Here is a 19475-nt window from a genome sequence, read left to right on the forward strand (position 1 = left end):
AAAATTCATCAATAACCGTTCCATTTCGACGCAGAACCCCTCATTTCTTTGTCGAAAAATCTTCGTATTTTTATTTTAACGAATTGTTCAACAAATATCTATGCAAACAACAAAAAAATATTGACTTTTTTTTGCCTTTTTTCAAACAAAAAGCGAGCATTTGTCAGCTCGCTTTTTGTTTGGATCCATATATATCAATTCCCGCCTCATTCAACATCCATTCAATGTGCACGCCGTATCCTGACGTTGGATCATTTACAAACACATGTGTGACTGCTCCGATTAGCTTCCCATCCTGAATAATAGGACTGCCGCTCATTCCTTGCACAATTCCTCCCGTTTTCTTCAGTAGCCGAGGGTCAGTGACACGGATGACAAGTCCTTTTGTTGCCGGGAACTTTTGCGGAACTGAATTGACGATTTCAACGTCAAACGCCTCCACTCGGTCGTTTTCAATCACCGTCAGCATTTTTGCTGGCCCTTTTTTTACTTGGCTCGACAAAGCCACTGGCATTGGTTTATCATACAATTCATTTGGCACTGATTTCGATAATTTTCCAAAAATCCCAAAAGGACTGTTTGTTGTGATATTCCCAATGATTTCTTTATCTTTGGAAAATCTTGCGAGCTTTTCACCTGGATTTCCGCTGCTTCCTTTCTCAATCGAGGTGACTGTCGACTTCATAATTTGTCCATTTTGAACGATAATCGGTTTTTTTGTATCCATATCTGAGATCACATGTCCAAGTGCTCCGTACTTCTTGGAAATGGGGTCAAAAAAGGTCATCGTTCCGATACCAGCAGCCGAATCACGGATATATAAGCCGATGCGATAAGCGTGGTCATGCTTGTCTTTTAATGGGGTTAGTTTCGTCGCTATCGAACGTTGATCGCGAATAAGCTGCAAGTCCAATGGCTGTCCTGTTTTCCCTGACTTTTCAATAAAAGGAGAGAGGTCGCTCATATTTTCGATTTTTTTCCCATTGACACTTGTAATCATATCTCCAACTTGGATTCCAGCCAATTCTCCCGGTGATTTTTTTCCGCTTTCTGTATCAACAAGGTGATAGCCGACCACAAGAACTCCTAGTGTATTTAATTTCACACCGATCGATTGTCCTCCAGGAATCACTTTCAAGCTTGGGAGCGCTTTAACGTCAATCTGCTTAATGGGCACTCCTCCCATATTTAACACTACCTTCTCTTCATCAGGCTGCTTCGCCTCAACGGTAAGGGTATCGTCTGCTTTCTCAAGCTCAATGGAATGAGAAGCGTCTTTCACCTCTGCATGAACAGGAAGAGCAGAAGCGAATGTTGCTTTTTCTCCTTCAAACATCACCATTTGCTTTGGAATGCGTAAATACTCCCTTACCGGCTTCGATGTACTGATTAATACGAATGAAACAAGGAGAAAGATCCCCATCATTTTTCTTATTGTTTCTGCGTTCAAACCTTTTCACTCTCCTCGCTCCCACCTACACCTTCAAAATGTGACTACAATCTTAATTTTGCCTTAATCCTCATAAATATAATCGTTTTTGCTAATAAAAAAAGCTACCCATAATGGATAGCCTTTCATCCTTTGATTTTTGCTGCTAATTCAAGCAGCTCTTTCGCGTGTTCCTTTGTCAGCTCTGTAATTTCCACCCCAGAAATCATTCGGCCAATTTCCTTAATTTTTTCATCTTCTGTAAGCGCTTTGACCGATGTTTTGGTTCGATTTCCGTCTGTTTCCTTAGAAATGAGCAAATGCGTATCCGCCATCGCTGCGACTTGCGGCAAGTGGGAGATGCAAAGCACCTGTGAGCCGACAGACACACGATAAATTTTTTCAGCAATCGCCTGCGCCACGCGTCCGCTCACTCCCGTATCCACTTCATCAAAAATGATCGATGTAACGCCTTGATGCTTAGAAAAAATACTCTTTAAGGCCAGCATGATGCGAGACAGTTCGCCTCCTGAAGCGACTTTGGCGAGAGGTTTTAACGGCTCGCCAACGTTTGTTGAAATATAAAATTCGGCGACATCAACACCGTCCTCTTGAAATTTGACAGGCACGCCATCAATTAACGGAGCATCAAGCAAGCCCTCCCGTTTGCTAAAAACAATATCGAACTGCGTCTTTTCCATATACAAATCTTTGAGTTCTTGATAAATGTGCTGAACCAGCGTTTGGGCATGCTTCATTCGCACAGCGGTAACATTTTTCGCCTCAATCAGTAAATCTTCTGTTACAGATTGCAGTTCTTTTTGAAGCTGATGAATATGCGTATCGCGATTTTGGATCGTATCAAGCTCTTGGGCAATTTTTTCTGCATATTGCAAAATATCGGCGACTGTCTGTCCATATTTTCGTTTTAAATGATTAATTTCATTCAGGCGTCCTTCAATAAAATCAAGGCGGTTCGGATCATATTCCAACTGCTCTAATTGATCGCGCAATTTATAAGCCATTTCTTCGAGTAAATAATAGCTGTTGGCGATCGTTTCATGCATTTCTCTCAAGCCGGCATCAATGTGAGCAACGTCATCTAAATGGCTCATCGTAAGCCCGATCCAATCAAGCCCGCGCTGTTCTCCATATAGCGCTTCGTAACTATTCTTTAACGCTTCATATATTTTTTGGAAGTTCACAATCTTTACTTTTTCTTCCATTAATTGTTCATCTTCATTTGGCTGCAAGCCGGCTTTTTGAATCTCATCAAGCTGAAATGTGAGCAAATCAAGGCGGTGCGCCATTTGCTGTTCATTTTCATTCAATTTTTGCAGCTGTTTTTTTAACTGTTCATATTTTCGATACACCGCTTGATACTCTTCGAGGGCCGAAGCAATTTCTGCGCCTCCATATTCATCAAGCAACGGCAAATGCCGGCTGGAATCCATTAATTCCTGATGTTCATGCTGCCCATGGATATCGACAAGAGTAGAGCCAATTTCGCGCAAAATTCCCATCGTCACCAATTTGCCATTCACGCGGCAAACGCTTTTTCCGCTTACCGAAATCTCTCGGCGCAGAATGACCATCCCTTCGCTAATATCAATGCCCACTTCTGCACATTTTTGATAGCAGGGATGCGTTTCTTCTTCTAATAAAAACAGTCCTTCAATTTCCGCTTTCTCTTCGCCGTAGCGAACAAATTCAGCGGAACCACGCCCACCAATCAACAAATGGATGGCATCAATAATAATGGACTTTCCGGCTCCTGTCTCCCCTGTCAGCACTGTCAAGCCTTTCTCAAAGGAGATCGACAGAGACTCAATAATGGCAAAATTTTTAATTGATAATTCCGCAAGCACCTTGGAATCACCTCATACTATAGCATGTCTAATAAGCGCTGCGAGATTTTTTCGGTATCCTCTGGAGTACGGCAAATAATCAAGCATGTATCATCACCGCAAATCGTTCCAACAATCTCCGTCCAATCAAGATTATCAAGCAAAGCGCCGATTGCATGAGCGTTTCCAGGCAACGTTTTCATTACAAGCATATGCCCTGCGCCATCAATTTTGACAAACGCATCCATTAAAGCACGTTTTAATTTTTGCAACGGGTTAAAACGCTGATCAGCAGGAAGGCTATATTTATACCGGCCGTTCATCATCGGCACCTTTACAAGCTGCAATTCTTTAATATCGCGTGAAACCGTTGCCTGCGTGACATTAAAGCCAGCCTCCTTCAGCATATCGACTAGCTCATCCTGCGTTTCCACTTCATAATTCGTAATAATTTCGCGAATCTTAATGTGCCTTTGTCCTTTATTCAAGATTAACACCTCACACTTGTCCTCATTTATCGCAAAAACGGGAATAACGCTTTTGTTATTCCCTTTCCTCAGCGCCCGCTTTTAATTCACTATGAGCCTGTTTGACAATGTCAGCTGGCCGCTTCGACAGTTTATTTTTGCCCGCTTCTTGTTCTCCTTCCCAACGAAGGTGAAGCAAAAACTCAATGTTTCCGTCTCCTCCCGTAATCGGAGAGTAGGATAAATCAAGTGCATCATAGCCTTCGCTAAGAGCGAAGTCAATGATGGAAACAAGAACGAGTTCATGGATGCTAGGATCACGGACAATTCCTTTTTTTCCGACATGCTCCTTTCCCGCTTCAAACTGCGGCTTGACAAGAGCGATGACATCGCTTTCTGGAACGAGCACGGTTTTTAATACAGGCAAAATCAGCTTAAGCGAAATAAACGATACATCGATCGTTGCTATTTCTGGAAGCCCTTTAGTAAAATGAGCAGGAGTAACATAGCGGAAATTCGTTCGTTCCATCACGACAACCCTCTCATCTTGCCGAAGCTTCCACGCTAATTGATTATATCCCACATCAAGCGCATATGACATTTTCGCTCCGTTTTGCAACGCGCAGTCCGTAAATCCCCCGGTCGATGCACCGATATCCAAAAGAATTTTATCCTTTACGCTTACATCAAATAGGCGCAACGCTTTTTCAAGCTTTAATCCGCCTCGGCTCACATAGGGCAAAGCATTTCCTTTCACAGTAAGCGGAATGTCGGCAGGCACCTTTTCTCCCGGCTTGTCTAGGCGCATTTCATTAGAATAGACAAGCCCTGCCATAATCGCCCGTTTGGCTTTTTCCCGCGTTTCCATTAATCCTCGTTCAACTAATAACACATCCACACGTTCTTTTTTTCCTTTCATCTCTCATGCCCTTTTTTGTTTTCTCGGTATGATCTTCTTAACGCGATCAACGACATGCGCGGTTGTTAAACCGATTTCCTGAAGCAGTTCTTTCACGCTTCCATGCTCAATAAAGCGATCCGGGATGCCCATGCGCTGGATCATCGCTTGATGGTAGCCGTGATCATGAGCAAACTCCAGCACCGCACTACCAAATCCCCCCATGAGTGCCGCTTCTTCAATCGTTAGCATCGGTATACCACTTTCCAGCAACTCATGCAGCATCAATTCATCCATTGGTTTAATAAATCTTGCATTGACCACTTTGACCGATATATTTTCCTTTGCCAGCTTTTCGGCGGCTTCTAATGCCATCGGAACGGTCGTTCCAAACGTTAAAATGGCAATATCGCGACCTTCGCGCAGCGTTTCCCATGTTCCGATCGGGATGGCATGAAGTTCTTCATCCATCTTTACTCCAAGCCCGTTTCCGCGCGGAAAGCGAAGCGCAATCGGCCCATCATCATATTGAATCGCCGTATAAACCATATGTTGGCCTTCATTTTCATCCTTTGGCATCATCAGCACAAGGTTCGGCACATGCCGCAAAAAGGCAATGTCAAATACCCCCTGGTGCGTTTCGCCATCTGCGCCGACAAGACCGGCACGGTCAATCGCAAAAAACACGTTTAAATTTTGTCTACAGACATCATGGACCACTTGGTCATACGCCCGTTGCAAAAATGTAGAATAAATCGCTAAAAATGGTTTCATGCCTTGTGTAGCCAGTCCTGCTGCCAAAGTGGTCGCATGCTGCTCGGCAATGCCAACATCATACATGCGGTCCGGAAACTCAGCAGCAAAGCCTTCCAGCTTGGAGCCGACAGGCATAGCTGGAGTAATGGCAACAATACGTTCGTCTGTACGTGCAAGCTTTCTTACTGTTTCGCTTACTAACTTACTCCATGATGGAGCTTGGTCGGCCGACTTTAAAAAGTCCCCTGTTTCAATTTTATAAGGACCTGTCCCATGCCATGTGCCCGTTTTATCGTTTTCCGCTGGCTCATATCCCTTTCCTTTTTTCGTGATGACATGAAGCAAAACCGGACCTTTGATTTTTTTGGCATAATGCAAATTCTCAAACAGATCATCAAAATCATGGCCATTTACTGGTCCAAGATACGTAAAGCCCAGCTCTTCAAAAAACACGCCGGAAACAAGCAAATACTTTAAACTATCCTTTAGACGTTCAGCTGTTGCCGCAATTTTTCCGCCCACAGCCGGAATTTTTTTTAAAAGCATTTCCAGTTCGTCTTTTACCCATTGATATTTCCCTGCTGTGCGCAAGCGACCTAGCACATTATGAAGCGCCCCGACATTCGGAGCAATCGACATTTCATTATCGTTGAGAATGACGATCATATCTTTTTTCTCATGTCCGATATGATTCAATGCTTCAAGTGCCATTCCTCCGGTAAGAGCACCATCGCCAATAATAGGAACAATATATTCATCCGTTCCTTTTAAATCACGGGCAATGGCCATGCCCATCGCCGCAGATAGCGAGGTTGAGCTGTGTCCTGTTTCCCACACATCATGATCGCTTTCACTCCGCTTTGGAAAGCCGCAAAGTCCTTTATATTGCCGCAATGTATCAAATTCATTCGCACGTCCAGTTAAAATTTTATGAACATAAGATTGGTGACCGACATCCCAAATCAGTTTATCTTTCGGGCTGTCAAAGACTTTATGGAGCGCGATTGTTAACTCGACAACCCCAAGATTCGGGCCGATATGTCCACCTGTTTTCGAGAGCTTCTCTACTAGAAATTGACGAATATTCGCGCTCAATTGAATCAGTTCTTCTTTTGACATCGACTTCAAAAAGCGCGGATTAGTAATATTGGTTAGCTCCAAACGAGATCACTCGCTTTCGTTTTATCACTGATATCATATAAAGATTACTTATTATTATACATGATAAATGGTTAAAGAAAAATGTCCCGCTGCGATTTCATCAGACAGGCGAAAAAAGAGCCGCTAACACAAATGTGATAACGGCACGTGGTCTCCATTTTCTTAGTATAACATAATAGCATCAGAATATCGAATCAACCATTTTCAAAATCCGTCCTGAAATGTTAATAGTCACGGGTAGCGACCAAATCGCATATATAGCGCAATATTTCTTCCTGAACACGAGCGGCCTTCAAACAATGCTTCGCTGCTTCTATGTGAAAATACAGCTTTTCTTTTGCGCCATCCATCGTTAATAGCGATGGGTACGTGACTTTTTCGTTTTCAATATCGCTTCCGACTTTTTTTCCCATTTTCTCTTCTGTTCCTTCAATATCCAGAATGTCATCGCGAATTTGAAAGGCAAGCCCTAAATGGGAAGCGAACTCGTCAAGCTGTGCAACTTGCGCATCGTCTGCGCCCGCTAACCAAGCGCCAGCTAATACGCTATATTGCAGCATTTTTCCTGTTTTATGACGATGAATGTATTCTAATTGCGAAAGCGACAACGGCTGTCCTTCCCCTTCGATATCGGCCATTTGCCCAGCTACCATTCCTTCTGGCCCCGCTGCTTTAGCCAGTTCAGCGATCAGTTTGAGCTTTACTTCTGCGGACACGCGGTTGTCCATGCCAGCAATCAATTGAAATGCGTATGTAAGCAATCCATCTCCTGCCAAAATGGCAGTCGCTTCACCAAACACTTTATGATTCGTTGGTTTCCCTCTGCGCAAATCATCATTATCCATACATGGCAGGTCGTCATGAATAAGGGAATACGTATGAATCATTTCAATGGCACATGCGACAGGGAGTCCAATTTCGCTTTTCTTTCCAAATGCATGCAGCGTTGCGAATAAAAGCAATGGACGAATTCGTTTTCCGCCTGCTTCAAGCGAGTACAACATAGCATCCTTTAGCGTATCCGGGGCATCAAGCCCGGCAATATAGGCGGAAAGCGCTGCGTCGATGCGCGGTTTGTTTTCATTTAAAAATTGCTCTATCAATCCTTACTCCTCCTCAATCGAAAAAGGCGCCAATTGCCCGTCTTCCCGCAAAATATACTCCATTTGCTTTTCAGCATGCTGCAGCTTGTCATGGCACCATTTTGAGAGCCTCATTCCTTCTTGAAAAAACGAAATCGCTTGTTCAAGAGGAACGTTTCCCTCTTCAAGTTTTCCCACAATTTCCTCAAGCTGTTTCATCGCTTCTTCAAACGTTAATTCTTTTTCTTCACTCATCAGAAGCTTCCTCCATTCCCCATACGTGGCAATCAAGCCGTCCATCCTGCAAGCGAACTTGGATCGCATCTCCTGGCTGAATCTGCCGCACGCTCGTCACAAGCTCATCCTTTTCATTATAGACTAAGCTATAGCCGCGTTCCATAATTTTAAGCGGACTCAATGCCTGCAGCTGTGACAGCAGTGAAGTAAATTGCCACTGTTTTTGCTTTAATAGCGCTTGTATTTCTTTTTCAAGTGACTTTGTCAGCATTCGCTGCTTCTCAGACATTTGCGCTAGCTGTTCTGCCGGATGATAGGTTTCAAGCCTTAAATGAAGCTGCTCAAATCGCTCCTGCTTTCGCTCGAAAAGGCGCTGGGTTTGCCGTTTAAGGCGATCCAAGAAAGAATCGAGCTGCTGCTCTTTTTGCTCATATAGCTTCTTCGGATAGCGGAAGGCATAAGACTTTTGCAAGCGGCTTAACCGATCGGATTCGATGGTGATTTTTTCCTTAACTGCCCGAATCAGCCTTGCTTTTCGTTGGGTTATTCTTTCGGCCAGCTCGGCGACGTGAGGAGCTGCCAATTCAGCCGCTCCAGTAGGTGTCGGCGCACGCAAATCAGCGACAAAGTCAGCGATCGTAAAATCTGTTTCGTGTCCAACTGCGGAAATAATCGGAATGCGAGAAGCAAAAATCGCCCGTGCCACCTGCTCCTCATTAAACGCCCATAGCTCCTCGATCGATCCTCCGCCTCGGCCGACAATTAACACATCCACGTTCCCGAATTCATTCGCTTTTTCAATCGCTTGAACAATTGACCCGGCTGCATGCTCCCCTTGGACAATGGCTGGAAATAAAATGACGGTGCCAAGCGGATAGCGGCGCCGGATCGTTGTGATAATATCGCGAATCGCCGCTCCTGTTGGAGACGTTACCACTCCGATGCAGCGAGGAAATAAGGGGATCGGCTTTTTATGCTCCGGGGCAAATAGCCCTTCTGCTTCCAACTGTTTTTTCAACTGCTCATACGCCAAATATAAATTTCCGATCCCTTCCGGCTGCATCTCTTTCACATAAATTTGATAATTTCCGCTCGGTTCATAGACAGAAATTTCGCCGCGTACAAGCACCTTCATCCCGTTTTCGGGACGAAACGCCAAATAGCGATTATAGCCAGCAAACATAACCGCTTGAATTCTTGCATTTTCATCCTTGAGCGTAAAATACATATGCCCCCGCGAATGGCTCGTAAAATTGGAGATTTCTCCTTTGATCCATAAATCCTGAAGATGCGGATCAACTTCAAACTTTCGTTTAATATATTTTGTCAGCGCTGTAACCGTTACATATTTAATTTCTGCCACAACATCATCCCCGCTTATCGCTGAACTTGCTGATGCCCATATTCGCGTGCCGCTTCAACAGTATTATGGAGAAGCATCGTAATCGTCATCGGTCCGACTCCCTTTGGCACAGGGGTCAAATAGCTTGCCACCTCTTTCACTTCTTCAAAGCGCACATCCCCGCATAATTTGCCATTTTCCAAGCGATTGACGCCGACATCAATAACAATGGCTCCTTCTTTCACATGATCAGCTCCAATCATGTTGGCTCGGCCGACAGCTACAATTAAAATATCAGCTTGACGAGTCATTGCTGCTAAATCCTTTGTTTTAGAATGACAATAGGTAACCGTAGCATGCTCACGCAAAAAGAGTTGCCCAACTGGTTTACCGACAATATTGCTGCGGCCAACCACCACTACATGCTTCCCAGCAATTTCGACGCCAAGTGACTGTACCATAAATAAAATGCCGTAAGGAGTGCAAGGAAGAAACGCTTTTTGTCCAATCATCATTCGACCGATATTAATGGGATGGAAGCCATCAACATCCTTTTCCGGGGCAATCGTTTCAATCACGTTCAACTCATCAATATGCGGCGGAAGCGGAAGTTGTACTAAAATACCATGAATGGACGGATCCGCATTCAATTGCTTGATTTGTTCTAATAAAGCGGCTTCGGTAATGGTATCAGGGAATGTAAGTAATATCGAGCGAATCCCGACTTCAGCGCACGCTTTTTGTTTCCCCTTCACATAGGAATGCGAAGCAGGATTATCACCGACAAGAATCACGGCTAGCCCCGGTTCAATTCCTTTGCTTTTCAGCTGTTCTACCTCTTTTGCTAATTGTGCACGCTTTTCTTTCGCTAATTCTGTACCACTAATGATTTGTGCCGTCATCGTTCTAGCTCCCCTTTATTTTAGGATAGGTTTCATCTAGTCACTTTTCCGATATCAGTCACTCGTGGTGCTAGTTTGAGCACGACGCTATCCCGACATTTGTCTCCGTGTGAACAGGCGATCATTGATGTTGATAGTCGGGAAAACGCAGCTTTTACATACAGGACACGGACAACAAAAAATCCATTTTATCTGACACCACGAGTATAAGCGGTTAACAAATAAAGCACGATGAAAATCGCCTGATTTCCCTATTTTCTCCCAAAGCGCTTAAGGAAACAGCTGCTGTCTCTAACGGCCCCGATCTTTATTCACGCCAAGCATCGGCCGCTTATTTTTGTCACAATAAAACAGACAGGAGCTGTTTGCGTTCTGCCTCTCATTTTGTCGCTGGCCCGTATAATGCGTCCTTTACCTTTGAAAGAACTCCGTTAATAAATCGGCCTGATTTGTCATCCCCAAACTTTTTCGCCAACTCAATGGCTTCGTCCAAAATGACTTTAACAGGCACATCCTCTGTATACTTCATTTCATATGTCGCCATGCGCAAGATCGCTCGATCCACGTTAGCCACTCGTTGAAGCGTCCATTTTTCTAAATGGTCGGATAATAACGCATCAATTTCTGTTTGGTGCTCCATTACCCCGAAAACAAGCTGACGTAAAAACGGATCGGCTTCCTCCTCTTTTTTTATTACATTTTGAATCGCCTCTTCCGGCTCGATATGGCCAACATCAATTTGAAACAAGGCTTGCAATGCTTTTTCTCTCGCTGTATGCCTCTTCATTATGTTCACTCCTTTACAAATAAACGAACGTTATGTGATGATCATACCATATTTTTTCGCTAAACGACACTATAATCCGTACAAATCATTTAGATGACACAAAAAATTATCGCCTTTTCTCCATATCTCGAAAAAGGATCTGTCCATTAAGATACCAAAGTTTCAAAAAAATACAAGGGGGCTCATGAATGATATCATGAAAAGCCCCCTTTTCGCCCTTTTATTGCTCAACCTCTAGTTCTTGCTGCTTCGCTGTTTCAAGCTGAATTCCAACAATGTGAACGTTGATTTCGCTTGTTTCCAGTCCAGTCATATTAAAGAGTGCCTGACGGACATTTTCTTGAATTTTCTTAGCCACATTTGGAATAGAAACGCCGAATTGGACAAGGCAATAAATATCGATCGCTACTCCTTCTTCCTTTACGTCTACCTTCACGCCTTTTCCGTGATTTTTCTTTCCGAACCGCTCAACAACACCAGCTGCAAAATTTCCGCGCATTTGCGCAACTCCTTCAACCTCGTTTGCTGCGATTCCAGCAATGACCTCAATGACCTCTGGAGCAATTTCCACTTTTCCTAAGCTTGCTGCTCCCTGCTCAATGTCAAATACATTTTCTGACATTCACCGCTCCTCCTTTATGATGATTTCATGACATCATACAACTCAAGAAACTTTGTATTAAAGTCCCCCTGCACGAATTTTTCGTGCTCTAATAATTTTAAGTGGAATGGAATCGTTGTATGAATGCCTTCAATAACAAATTCACTTAGCGCTCGTTTCATGCGCGCGATCGCTTCTTCTCTTGTAGGAGCATGCACAATCAGTTTGGCGATCATGGAATCATAATAAGGTGGAATCATGTAGCCTGGATATGCCGCGGAATCCACACGAACTCCTAACCCTCCAGGAGGAAGGTACATTTGAATGCGACCTGGAGACGGCATGAAATTTTTCTCAGGATTTTCAGCATTAATGCGGCATTCGATTGCCCAGCCATTAAACGTCACGTCTTCTTGTGTAAGAGAAAGCTTTTCTCCTGATGCCACACGAATTTGTTCTCTAATTAAATCAACTCCTGTAATCAGTTCCGTAACAGGATGTTCCACTTGGATACGCGTGTTCATTTCCATAAAATAGAATTTTTTAGCTTTATGGTCAAAAATGAACTCAACGGTTCCCGCGCCTGTGTAGTTGACCGCTTTGGCCGCTTTTACTGCTGCTTCTCCCATCTGTTCACGTATGTTTTCGTCAAGAGCTGGAGACGGCGCTTCCTCTACAAGCTTTTGTAAACGGCGCTGAATGGAACAGTCGCGTTCTCCCAAATGAATCACATTGCCGTGAGCATCAGCAAGCACTTGGATTTCGACATGCCGAAAATCCTCAATGTATTTCTCAATATATACACCCGGATTCCCAAACGCAGTGGCGGCTTCTTGTTGCGTGATATTAATTCCCTTTATTAATTCTTGTTCGTTTCTAGCCACGCGAATTCCTTTTCCGCCTCCGCCTGCTGTCGCTTTAATAATAACAGGATAGCCAATTTCATTCGCCAACGCAAGCGCTTCGTCGATACTTTCAATAATTCCTTTTGAACCTGGAACGATTGGGACTCCGGCCTCGCGCATCGTTTCGCGCGCAATATCCTTTATTCCCATTTTTGTAATCGCTTCCGGACTTGGACCAACAAATGTCACATTACACTCACGGCAAAGCTCAGCAAATGCAGCATTTTCCGCCAAAAAACCATACCCTGGGTGGATCGCATCACTGCCTGTTAGCGTAGCGACACTCATAATATTCGTAAAGTTTAAATAGCTATCTTTAGAAGCTGTTGGTCCAATACAATACGCCTCATCAGCTAATTGGACGTGCAACGCCTCCCGATCCGCTTCGGAAAATACAGCTACCGTTTCAATGCCAAGCTCTTTGCAGGCACGAATGACGCGAACAGCAATTTCGCCTCGGTTCGCTACTAATAATTTTTTGATCATGGCTCGTCCTCTCCCTATTCAGTTTTTACAAGGAATAAAGGCTGTCCATATTCGACGAGCTGCCCGTTTTGCACAAGAATTTCTACAATCTCACCGTTAACTTCTGCCTCAATCTCATTAAATAGCTTCATTGCTTCAATAATGCAGACAACCGTATTTGGCTTTACTTTATCACCCGTCTTCACATATGGCGCTGCATCTGGCGATGGAGCTGCATAGAATGTACCAACCATCGGAGAAGTAATTTTATGTAAATTTTCTGCTTTCACCGCTTCTTGCTTCGGTGCTTCTGCCGGCTTTGTCTCCGGAACAGCTGGAGCTGCTTCCACCTGTGGCGCTGCTTCTTTCACAACAGCTACTGGTGCTGGTTCTACGACTGCTGCTTTTGCAACCGCTTCAACCGGGACGCTTCCATTTGGCTTCTTCATATGAACCTTTACTCCATCATGCTCATATAAAAATTCCTCAATACTAGATTGGTCAATAAGTCGAATGATTTCGCGAATTTCTTGAATTTTCAACATTGTTCACACCTCTCGCCCCAAAATAATTTCATATACTACCATCATACGACAGACCTTCCCTCATATTCAACTGTAGAATTTAACTAGGCTGTTTGATTTATTACCTAGTCATATAAACAATTTCTATTATATAGCATAAAAACAATTTTTCCACTGTAAAAATAAAATGTCTCTTCATTTGATATATGAACACTGGTAATACTAGAGATCGCTTGATTCCTCTATATATGTTCCAGATGTGAGTAGGGATAATCGCGACTAACCAACACGAAGTTCTTTATCCCCCACTCATGCCATAAGCATTGAAAGGGGCGATCAGCGAGGATAAGAAAAGCGCAAAGCGTCCGCCAAGGAGAGCTCGAACTAAGCCAAGCTTGATTCTGCGGCGGGCGGGACTCCACGTGTCGCCGCCGCAGTGTGGGGCAGATCCGACTCGAGATGATGGCGCTTGAAGCTAGACAGCAGCTTATTTTTTTTGAAAAGTCTAAATACAAATTCTGCGAGGATAAAAAAACTGGCATCCTTTTGGAAGCCAGCTCTTCGCTTGCTTATTTGACGGGCTGAAACTCGACAGCTATATCCTGCATATCCTTCATCTCGCTTTTTACAAGCTGGATAATTTCATTAGCCGCTTTTGTCGAGCTTTGTTTTGCTTTTACCATTACTCTTACTGTGTCGCCATCAGCACGAACGAGTACGTCTTCGTATCCACCCTTGGATTTAATTAATGTCTCTAATGTTGCCTCTTTATTAGCGATCGTTTGAAGTTGTTGCATTTTTTCATATGCGTCATTCTTTTGCTCCGGTGTTGTGTTTGATGAAGTAACAATGGTATTTAATTGATCTCGCTGGCGGCTGCGTTCATCCTCAATTTGTAAGCGCAATGCCGTAAATACATCGTCATCGCTCGTAGCGCTTGAAGTGACCTTTTCATCCTTTGCCTCCGCTTCATCCACCGCGACATTTGCCTCTTCTTTTGTAGAAGCTGTTTTTTCTGTTTGGTTTGTTTGATTTTGCTCATCCGTAAAAGCAACGCGATCATTCATATCTTTTGGCGCTGTTACGTAATACACCGATAATACGACAACTAAACTCAACATTGTTAATAACCAAACTGTTTGCTTTTTTAACATTTCCATCGATCCTCCCCTATTTTTTTGGCAGTACAGCAACTCGGTAGCTCGGCACATTTAGCACACGCGTTACTGCTTCTACAATCCACTGTTTCACCTGCAGATTATCCGCTCCTTTAGCTACAACAAGCACCCCGCGAATATCTGGTTTTTTCGTCGTTACGACAATCGGTGTTTCTTTATCGCCATCCTGTATAATGACGACTTGTTCATTTGATGAATAATTTTGAATTTTACGTGTCCCGCCTTCTTTGTCTGTTTCATCCGTTGTTTGCTGCTGAGTTACTTCGTTTTTTTCTAATATTTGCATCTCTGTAGCATCCACGTTGACAACAACTTTGACATCACGCACTCCTTGAATATCTTCAAGCGCTGATTTTAGCTGCTCCTCGTAGCGTTGTTCATATTCGGCAATCACCTTAGCTTTCGTGTCCTTGTTGCGTCCAAAGGTCTCGACAGCCTGCTCATCCGTCTCCTGTTTTAAAGCGGCGACAGAGTCCGCCGGTGCCGCATCATTTTTCCAATTATGGCTCATTAGCATAAACAAAACACCAAGCAGCAGTAGCACAAAAACGTAAGAAATCGGCGTTGCCTTCTTTTCGCCAGTTCCTTTTTCTTGTGGTTCTAGCCAGCGTTTAATGAACGGAAACATCCCCCCATTCCCTCCCCTCGATTTGTACATCGATTTTTTCTTCATGTACATCCCATTTTGCTGCAAAGAACGAAGCGAGCTTTTTTGTTTGTTCGGTTTCTTCAGCTGATGGTTCAAGCGATTTCGCCGTATCAATCACGACAGGCTGAACCGCTTCGGGATCTTGCGATTTACTTACAATGACTTTAATGGTTTGAATATCATCAGGAATTTGTAATGATTCATGTTCATTTTCTTTTGTTTGTACAACAATTTGTTTGACAGTCAATCCATATTGCTTCATCAACTCCTCAGCTACTTGTTTTTTCATCTGGACAGCCGTTTGTTCTAAAATATATGCACGTTGTGAGGCTTGTATTTCTTTTTTCTTGTTTTCTAGTTCATTTTTCATCATATCTTGCTGTCCGTAGTCTTCCTCTGTAATGGCAGCGAGAAAACGATTGACATCAATCGAGAAAATATGTAAAAGAGGTGATAGCATAACAAGAAGAAGAATCAGTCCGACCACCATTTTTACATATTTTTGAAAAGAAGAGGAAGGGAGCAGCAAGTCGATAATCGTCGCAAATAAGATGAATAGAATGATATTGGTAACCCACTCTGTAATCACATGCATCCCGTTTCCCCCTTCTACCGCACCATCATCGCGATATTTCCGGCTGTAATGATCACAGTTAAACTAAGAAAAAACATCAATGATACGATTGCTAATGCTGCAAAAACATAAGTAATGCTCTTGCTTATCACATTCAAGCACGATATAATGGCGCCGCCGCCAAGCGGCTGTAAAACCGCAGCTGAAAGCTTATAAATAAAAGCAATCACAAAAATCTTTAAAGCCGGGAAAATGACAATCATTAACAAAAGTGCTACCCCGACAATACCTACCGCGTTTTTCAATAACATAGAAGCGGTGACAACGGTATCAGCTGCATCCGTAAACATTTTTCCAACGACAGGAACAAAATTTCCCGTGACAAACTTTGTCGTTCGTAAAGCAATGCCATCGGCAACGGCCGAGGTTGTCCCTTTTACAGACATAACGCCAAGAAAAACCGTTAAAATGGCGCCGAGCGTCCCAACGGCTACCTTTGTGAGCAAATCGGCCAGTTGCGTCACTTTGTAATGCTCAGACATCGTGCTGACAATTCCTAATAGCGCTGCCAAAAATAAAAGAGGGAGCGTCACATACTGTACAACCACTCCAGTTGTATTCATTAAAAATAGAATGATAGGATGAAAAAACGCAGCAGAGATTAATCCGCCGGAAGAAGCGAGCAAGGCTAACAAAAGAGGGACCATGGCAACCATAAAATGCGTCATTGTCTGGATGGCTTCATGCGCATACTCCATCGCGAGACGAAAGCTATTTAAAGCAATAATAATGAGCACCATATAGACAACGGCATAAGCTACCTTACTAACCGCCTGCTGCTCAAAAGCCGTTTGTAGCGACTGCAAAAACATGCTAAATACGGTTAATAAAATAAGCGTACCAAGAAGTTTCCCATTCATTTGCAACTCGTACATCAGAAATTTGAGCAACGCCAGAAGCCATTCTTTCATCGACCACTCTTTTTGTCCTTGCAAAAACTGGACAAGTGATCCTTTTTGACTTTCCGGCAAAAATCCGCCATACTTTGTCACGATTTCATTCCAATATTGCTGCACCTCATCAATTCCAAGCGCTTCTATCTGCTTTTGCATAAGCGGCTGATGATCAGCGGCAGCTTGTACAATGTGCGGAATGAAAAAAAAGAAGCCGCACCAGATCAGGGATATCAACGTTTTTTTCAATCCATCACCCCCTTTGCTATGACGTAGGAATGAGCCCGATGACCGTTTCAATAATGGCGGTTAAAATCGGGATGGCCATCGCCAAAATTAAAATTTTTCCCCCCAGCTCAATTTTGGAAGCAATCGCCCCTTGACCGGCATCTTTCGAAATTTGCGCTGCAAATTCGGCAATATAAGCAATACCAATAATTTTTAAAATCGTTTCAAAATAAATCATATTAATCTTTGTATCAGAGACCATTTTTTGAAGCATATGAATAATATGGCTAATTTGATCAATCAAAAACAGAAAAATCACACAACCAACAAACACGGTCAACAAAAACGCCACACTGGATTTTTGCTCCTTAAGCAAAATGGCTAAAAACGTTGCAATCAGCCCGATCCCTACAATTTGCAATATTTGAATGGCTCTTCCCCTCCTAGCTTTGAAACAAAAATACGTCCTTAATTTTTTGAAATAAATCGCTAACAATGGAGGCCACCATAAATAAAATGTAAATGAAGCCGAGCAGCGTCACCCATTGGGCATATTCCTTTTTCCCCATCTGGTCCAGCACGGTATGCAAAAACGCAACAACGATGCCAACTCCAGCAATTTTAAAAATGATATCGACATCAATTCCCATAGCTGCTTCCTCCTAATTAGATCAATAAAATAATAATGAGCAATCCTGTGAGCAAACCTAAGCTTTTAGCCATTTTTTCATAACGCGCTTTTTTCTCTAGCGCATCTTGTTCTTCTCTTTCAAGGTGGACGATTGCTAGAGCGATCTGCTTTTGCTGGGCCATTCGATCATACTGCCCTAATGTTTCGCCAAATTGCTTCATCACTTCAAACTCCCCTTGTTTGAGCGCCGTAGCTCCCCAGATGCTTTGCAAGCTTTCCTGCCATGCTTCTTTTACGCTCGTTTCCCCCGTTTGGAGCGTTTCCGCAAATTGCTGGAAAAAACGCGAGAGAGGCAGAGGCAGCTGGTTCGCCAAATGCAAGGCAGCTTCTGATAGCGGTGTATGCCCATACATAATCTCTGCTTCGAGTGCCTGCAATGCGGTTTTTAATTGCCGCAATTGCCGCGGACGCTCGCTGAGTCTGTTGGCTGTTTCAAATCCTGTCCATGTTGTCGCCAGTAAAATAAGAAGAGCGCCAATCCATTTCATCTTCTTGCCACCGCCTCATAGAGCACCGTTCCATTTTGATCTGTGATGCGGCGAACGGTTCCTGGTCCCCGTTCGTTTGTTAATTCGATAAATCGATCAAATACACGCTGTTCAATCATTGCACGTAATGTTGGCCGTAAAGCGACATCGTTCCAATTTTTCCCATGAACTGTCGTCCAAACGCAAACTCCCGCATGAACAGCTTCTAATAAGGCTTCGCTATCCTCTATACGGCCAATTTCATCGACAATTAACACCTCCGGGCTCATCGAACGAATCATCATCATCATTCCTTCGGCCTTTGGACAAGCATCTAATACATCAATGCGGTGACCTAAATCAAATTGAGGAATGCCTTTCACACATCCGGCAATTTCTGAACGTTCATCCACAATTCCGACCTTTTTTGGAGGAATTTTCTTCATCGGTACGCCAGTGCTGACCATTCGTGCGATATCGCGGAGCAGTGTCGTTTTGCCTGTTTGCGGAGAGCCAATAATCATCGTGCTACACCAACGACCATCGTATACATATGGAATCAGCGGCTCAGCAATTCCAACTTTTTGTCTGGCTATGCGAATATTAAAGGAGGTAACATGTCGGATCGCTTTCACATTTCCTCCATCTGTAATCACTTTCCCGGCTAGTCCTACACGATGGCCGCCTTGAATCGTGATAAATCCTCTTTTCAGCTCTTCCTCCATCGCATAAATGGAATAGTGGCTAATTTTATTCAGAAGATGTGTGCCATCTTCAGCGGTCACTTCGTACGGCAGAAAATGAACCATCCCCTTCATCGTTACCTCAAGCGGTTTCTGAATTCTGATCCGAATTTCTTCGAGTTCCTCTTTCCAAGAAGGAGGCAGCTTCAAAAGAGCGGAGCTGATTGTTTTTGGCAGAATCTCGATAATCTCATTCATCTTTCCCCCTCCTTTTCCATAAGTGCACACCCCTTATTTATAGATGCCAACTAAAATCAAACCAACACCAAGGGCAATCCAAAATAATTTAGAAAATGAAAGCTCGTCCGCTACGGAAAGAAGGCCAATTGTCATCGTTACTATAAAAATAATCGGGCCGACAATGGCAAGCATCGCATTGACGGCAACCGCTTTTTTTACGTCATTGAGACAAAGCATGATGATCGCAGCAGTCAGTTCAATTGTCGCCGACAAAAAACGCATTCCAGCCATGGAAAGCACCGTTGAATCGATCATGGACAACCATCGCTTCATGGGTTCCTCCTCATAAATAAAATGATTAGTACAAACGTATGCAACGCTCATTCATTTCAGAAGCAATTTTTTGCAT

At 43.5% G+C, this 19475-nt stretch carries 22 protein-coding genes; all 22 read right to left on the bottom strand.

The features are described from left to right. Positions 1-163 precede the first annotated feature (163 nt). Positions 164-1450, bottom strand: a complete 1287-nt coding sequence (gene spoIVB, locus AT864_RS01450) for a SpoIVB peptidase (RefSeq protein ID WP_044744467.1) — start codon at positions 1448-1450, stop codon at positions 164-166. Between the two features lie 125 nt (positions 1451-1575). Beyond that, positions 1576-3297 carry a DNA repair protein RecN gene (recN, locus tag AT864_RS01455; RefSeq protein ID WP_044744468.1) on the bottom strand — a complete coding sequence of 574 codons (1722 nt, stop codon included), beginning with the start codon at positions 3295-3297 and terminating at the stop codon, positions 1576-1578. A 17-nt stretch (positions 3298-3314) separates the two neighbouring features. Further along, positions 3315-3764, bottom strand: coding sequence for a transcriptional regulator AhrC/ArgR (gene ahrC / locus AT864_RS01460; RefSeq protein WP_044744684.1), 450 nt, complete (start codon positions 3762-3764; stop codon positions 3315-3317). A 55-nt stretch (positions 3765-3819) separates the two neighbouring features. Next, positions 3820-4662: a TlyA family RNA methyltransferase gene (locus tag AT864_RS01465; RefSeq protein ID WP_044744469.1), complete on the bottom strand. Its 843-nt coding sequence runs from the start codon at positions 4660-4662 to the stop codon at positions 3820-3822. A gap of 3 nt (positions 4663-4665) precedes the next feature. Continuing rightward, the gene (gene dxs / locus AT864_RS01470; protein WP_066145743.1) at positions 4666-6558 is read right to left on the bottom strand and encodes a 1-deoxy-D-xylulose-5-phosphate synthase; all 1893 of its coding nucleotides are present in this window, start codon (positions 6556-6558) and stop codon (positions 4666-4668) included. Positions 6559-6782: 224 nt separating this feature from the next. Beyond that, positions 6783-7658: a polyprenyl synthetase family protein gene (locus AT864_RS01475; protein WP_066146533.1), complete on the bottom strand. Its 876-nt coding sequence runs from the start codon at positions 7656-7658 to the stop codon at positions 6783-6785. A gap of 6 nt (positions 7659-7664) precedes the next feature. Next, complete coding sequence (locus tag AT864_RS01480; RefSeq protein WP_044744471.1) at positions 7665-7895, bottom strand: exodeoxyribonuclease VII small subunit; 231 nt, start codon at positions 7893-7895, stop codon at positions 7665-7667. Then, positions 7888-9240, bottom strand: a complete 1353-nt coding sequence (xseA, locus tag AT864_RS01485; RefSeq protein ID WP_066145746.1) for an exodeoxyribonuclease VII large subunit — start codon at positions 9238-9240, stop codon at positions 7888-7890. The genes AT864_RS01480 and xseA overlap by 8 nt, the downstream gene beginning before the upstream one ends. Before the next feature lie 14 nt (positions 9241-9254). Beyond that, positions 9255-10121, bottom strand: coding sequence for a bifunctional methylenetetrahydrofolate dehydrogenase/methenyltetrahydrofolate cyclohydrolase FolD (folD, locus tag AT864_RS01490; protein ID WP_066145749.1), 867 nt, complete (start codon positions 10119-10121; stop codon positions 9255-9257). A 379-nt stretch (positions 10122-10500) separates the two neighbouring features. Continuing rightward, positions 10501-10908 (bottom strand): transcription antitermination factor NusB, encoded by a 408-nt coding sequence (nusB, locus tag AT864_RS01495; RefSeq protein WP_044744474.1) that lies wholly within the window; start codon positions 10906-10908, stop codon positions 10501-10503. 220 nt (positions 10909-11128) lie between these two features. Next, on the bottom strand, positions 11129-11530 hold the full coding sequence (locus AT864_RS01500) for an Asp23/Gls24 family envelope stress response protein (RefSeq protein WP_044744475.1): 402 nt from the start codon (positions 11528-11530) through the stop codon (positions 11129-11131). A gap of 14 nt (positions 11531-11544) precedes the next feature. Then, complete coding sequence (gene accC, locus AT864_RS01505) at positions 11545-12900, bottom strand: acetyl-CoA carboxylase biotin carboxylase subunit (RefSeq protein ID WP_044744476.1); 1356 nt, start codon at positions 12898-12900, stop codon at positions 11545-11547. Positions 12901-12914: 14 nt separating this feature from the next. Continuing rightward, the gene (gene accB / locus AT864_RS01510; protein WP_066145752.1) at positions 12915-13424 is read right to left on the bottom strand and encodes an acetyl-CoA carboxylase biotin carboxyl carrier protein; all 510 of its coding nucleotides are present in this window, start codon (positions 13422-13424) and stop codon (positions 12915-12917) included. A gap of 548 nt (positions 13425-13972) precedes the next feature. Further along, positions 13973-14557, bottom strand: a complete 585-nt coding sequence (locus AT864_RS01515) for a SpoIIIAH-like family protein (RefSeq protein ID WP_044744686.1) — start codon at positions 14555-14557, stop codon at positions 13973-13975. A 16-nt stretch (positions 14558-14573) separates the two neighbouring features. Further along, the gene (gene spoIIIAG, locus AT864_RS01520) at positions 14574-15209 is read right to left on the bottom strand and encodes a stage III sporulation protein AG (protein ID WP_044744478.1); all 636 of its coding nucleotides are present in this window, start codon (positions 15207-15209) and stop codon (positions 14574-14576) included. Then, positions 15193-15825, bottom strand: a complete 633-nt coding sequence (gene spoIIIAF, locus AT864_RS01525) for a stage III sporulation protein AF (RefSeq protein ID WP_066145754.1) — start codon at positions 15823-15825, stop codon at positions 15193-15195. The genes spoIIIAG and spoIIIAF overlap by 17 nt, the downstream gene beginning before the upstream one ends. Before the next feature lie 14 nt (positions 15826-15839). Continuing rightward, a complete protein-coding gene (gene spoIIIAE / locus AT864_RS01530; RefSeq protein ID WP_066145758.1) occupies positions 15840-17006 on the bottom strand; it encodes a stage III sporulation protein AE in 1167 nt (388 codons plus the stop codon). Between the two features lie 16 nt (positions 17007-17022). Next, positions 17023-17406, bottom strand: a complete 384-nt coding sequence (gene spoIIIAD, locus AT864_RS01535) for a stage III sporulation protein AD (protein ID WP_066145761.1) — start codon at positions 17404-17406, stop codon at positions 17023-17025. Positions 17407-17428: 22 nt separating this feature from the next. Then, a complete protein-coding gene (gene spoIIIAC / locus AT864_RS01540) occupies positions 17429-17635 on the bottom strand; it encodes a stage III sporulation protein AC (RefSeq protein WP_027407755.1) in 207 nt (68 codons plus the stop codon). A gap of 16 nt (positions 17636-17651) precedes the next feature. Beyond that, positions 17652-18164 (bottom strand): stage III sporulation protein SpoIIIAB, encoded by a 513-nt coding sequence (gene spoIIIAB, locus AT864_RS01545; protein WP_066145764.1) that lies wholly within the window; start codon positions 18162-18164, stop codon positions 17652-17654. Further along, the gene (spoIIIAA, locus tag AT864_RS01550; RefSeq protein ID WP_066145767.1) at positions 18161-19084 is read right to left on the bottom strand and encodes a stage III sporulation protein AA; all 924 of its coding nucleotides are present in this window, start codon (positions 19082-19084) and stop codon (positions 18161-18163) included. The genes spoIIIAB and spoIIIAA overlap by 4 nt, the downstream gene beginning before the upstream one ends. A 33-nt stretch (positions 19085-19117) precedes the next feature. Continuing rightward, positions 19118-19399 (bottom strand): YqhV family protein, encoded by a 282-nt coding sequence (locus tag AT864_RS01555; protein WP_044744484.1) that lies wholly within the window; start codon positions 19397-19399, stop codon positions 19118-19120. Positions 19400-19475: the final 76 nt, after the last annotated feature.

This window comes from Anoxybacillus sp. P3H1B (assembly GCF_001560855.1).
Lineage (GTDB): Bacteria > Bacillota > Bacilli > Bacillales > Anoxybacillaceae > Anoxybacteroides > Anoxybacteroides rupiense.

What these genes read in the sequence shown, in the direction of transcription:
- spoIIIAB (WP_066145764.1), bottom strand. Translation starts at nt 18,164, where the DNA reads ATGAAATGGATTGGCGCTCTTCTTATTTTACTGGCGACAACATGGACA.
- spoIIIAC (WP_027407755.1), bottom strand. Translation starts at nt 17,635, where the DNA reads ATGGGAATTGATGTCGATATCATTTTTAAAATTGCTGGAGTTGGCATC.
- AT864_RS01465 (WP_044744469.1), bottom strand. Translation starts at nt 4,662, where the DNA reads ATGAAAGGAAAAAAAGAACGTGTGGATGTGTTATTAGTTGAACGAGGA.
- AT864_RS01555 (WP_044744484.1), bottom strand. Translation starts at nt 19,399, where the DNA reads ATGAAGCGATGGTTGTCCATGATCGATTCAACGGTGCTTTCCATGGCT.
- nusB (WP_044744474.1), bottom strand. Translation starts at nt 10,908, where the DNA reads ATGAAGAGGCATACAGCGAGAGAAAAAGCATTGCAAGCCTTGTTTCAA.
- spoIIIAF (WP_066145754.1), bottom strand. Translation starts at nt 15,825, where the DNA reads ATGCATGTGATTACAGAGTGGGTTACCAATATCATTCTATTCATCTTA.
- spoIIIAG (WP_044744478.1), bottom strand. Translation starts at nt 15,209, where the DNA reads ATGTTTCCGTTCATTAAACGCTGGCTAGAACCACAAGAAAAAGGAACT.
- accC (WP_044744476.1), bottom strand. Translation starts at nt 12,900, where the DNA reads ATGATCAAAAAATTATTAGTAGCGAACCGAGGCGAAATTGCTGTTCGC.
- AT864_RS01515 (WP_044744686.1), bottom strand. Translation starts at nt 14,557, where the DNA reads ATGTTAAAAAAGCAAACAGTTTGGTTATTAACAATGTTGAGTTTAGTT.
- AT864_RS01500 (WP_044744475.1), bottom strand. Translation starts at nt 11,530, where the DNA reads ATGTCAGAAAATGTATTTGACATTGAGCAGGGAGCAGCAAGCTTAGGA.
- folD (WP_066145749.1), bottom strand. Translation starts at nt 10,121, where the DNA reads ATGACGGCACAAATCATTAGTGGTACAGAATTAGCGAAAGAAAAGCGT.
- spoIIIAA (WP_066145767.1), bottom strand. Translation starts at nt 19,084, where the DNA reads ATGAATGAGATTATCGAGATTCTGCCAAAAACAATCAGCTCCGCTCTT.
- AT864_RS01480 (WP_044744471.1), bottom strand. Translation starts at nt 7,895, where the DNA reads ATGAGTGAAGAAAAAGAATTAACGTTTGAAGAAGCGATGAAACAGCTT.
- accB (WP_066145752.1), bottom strand. Translation starts at nt 13,424, where the DNA reads ATGTTGAAAATTCAAGAAATTCGCGAAATCATTCGACTTATTGACCAA.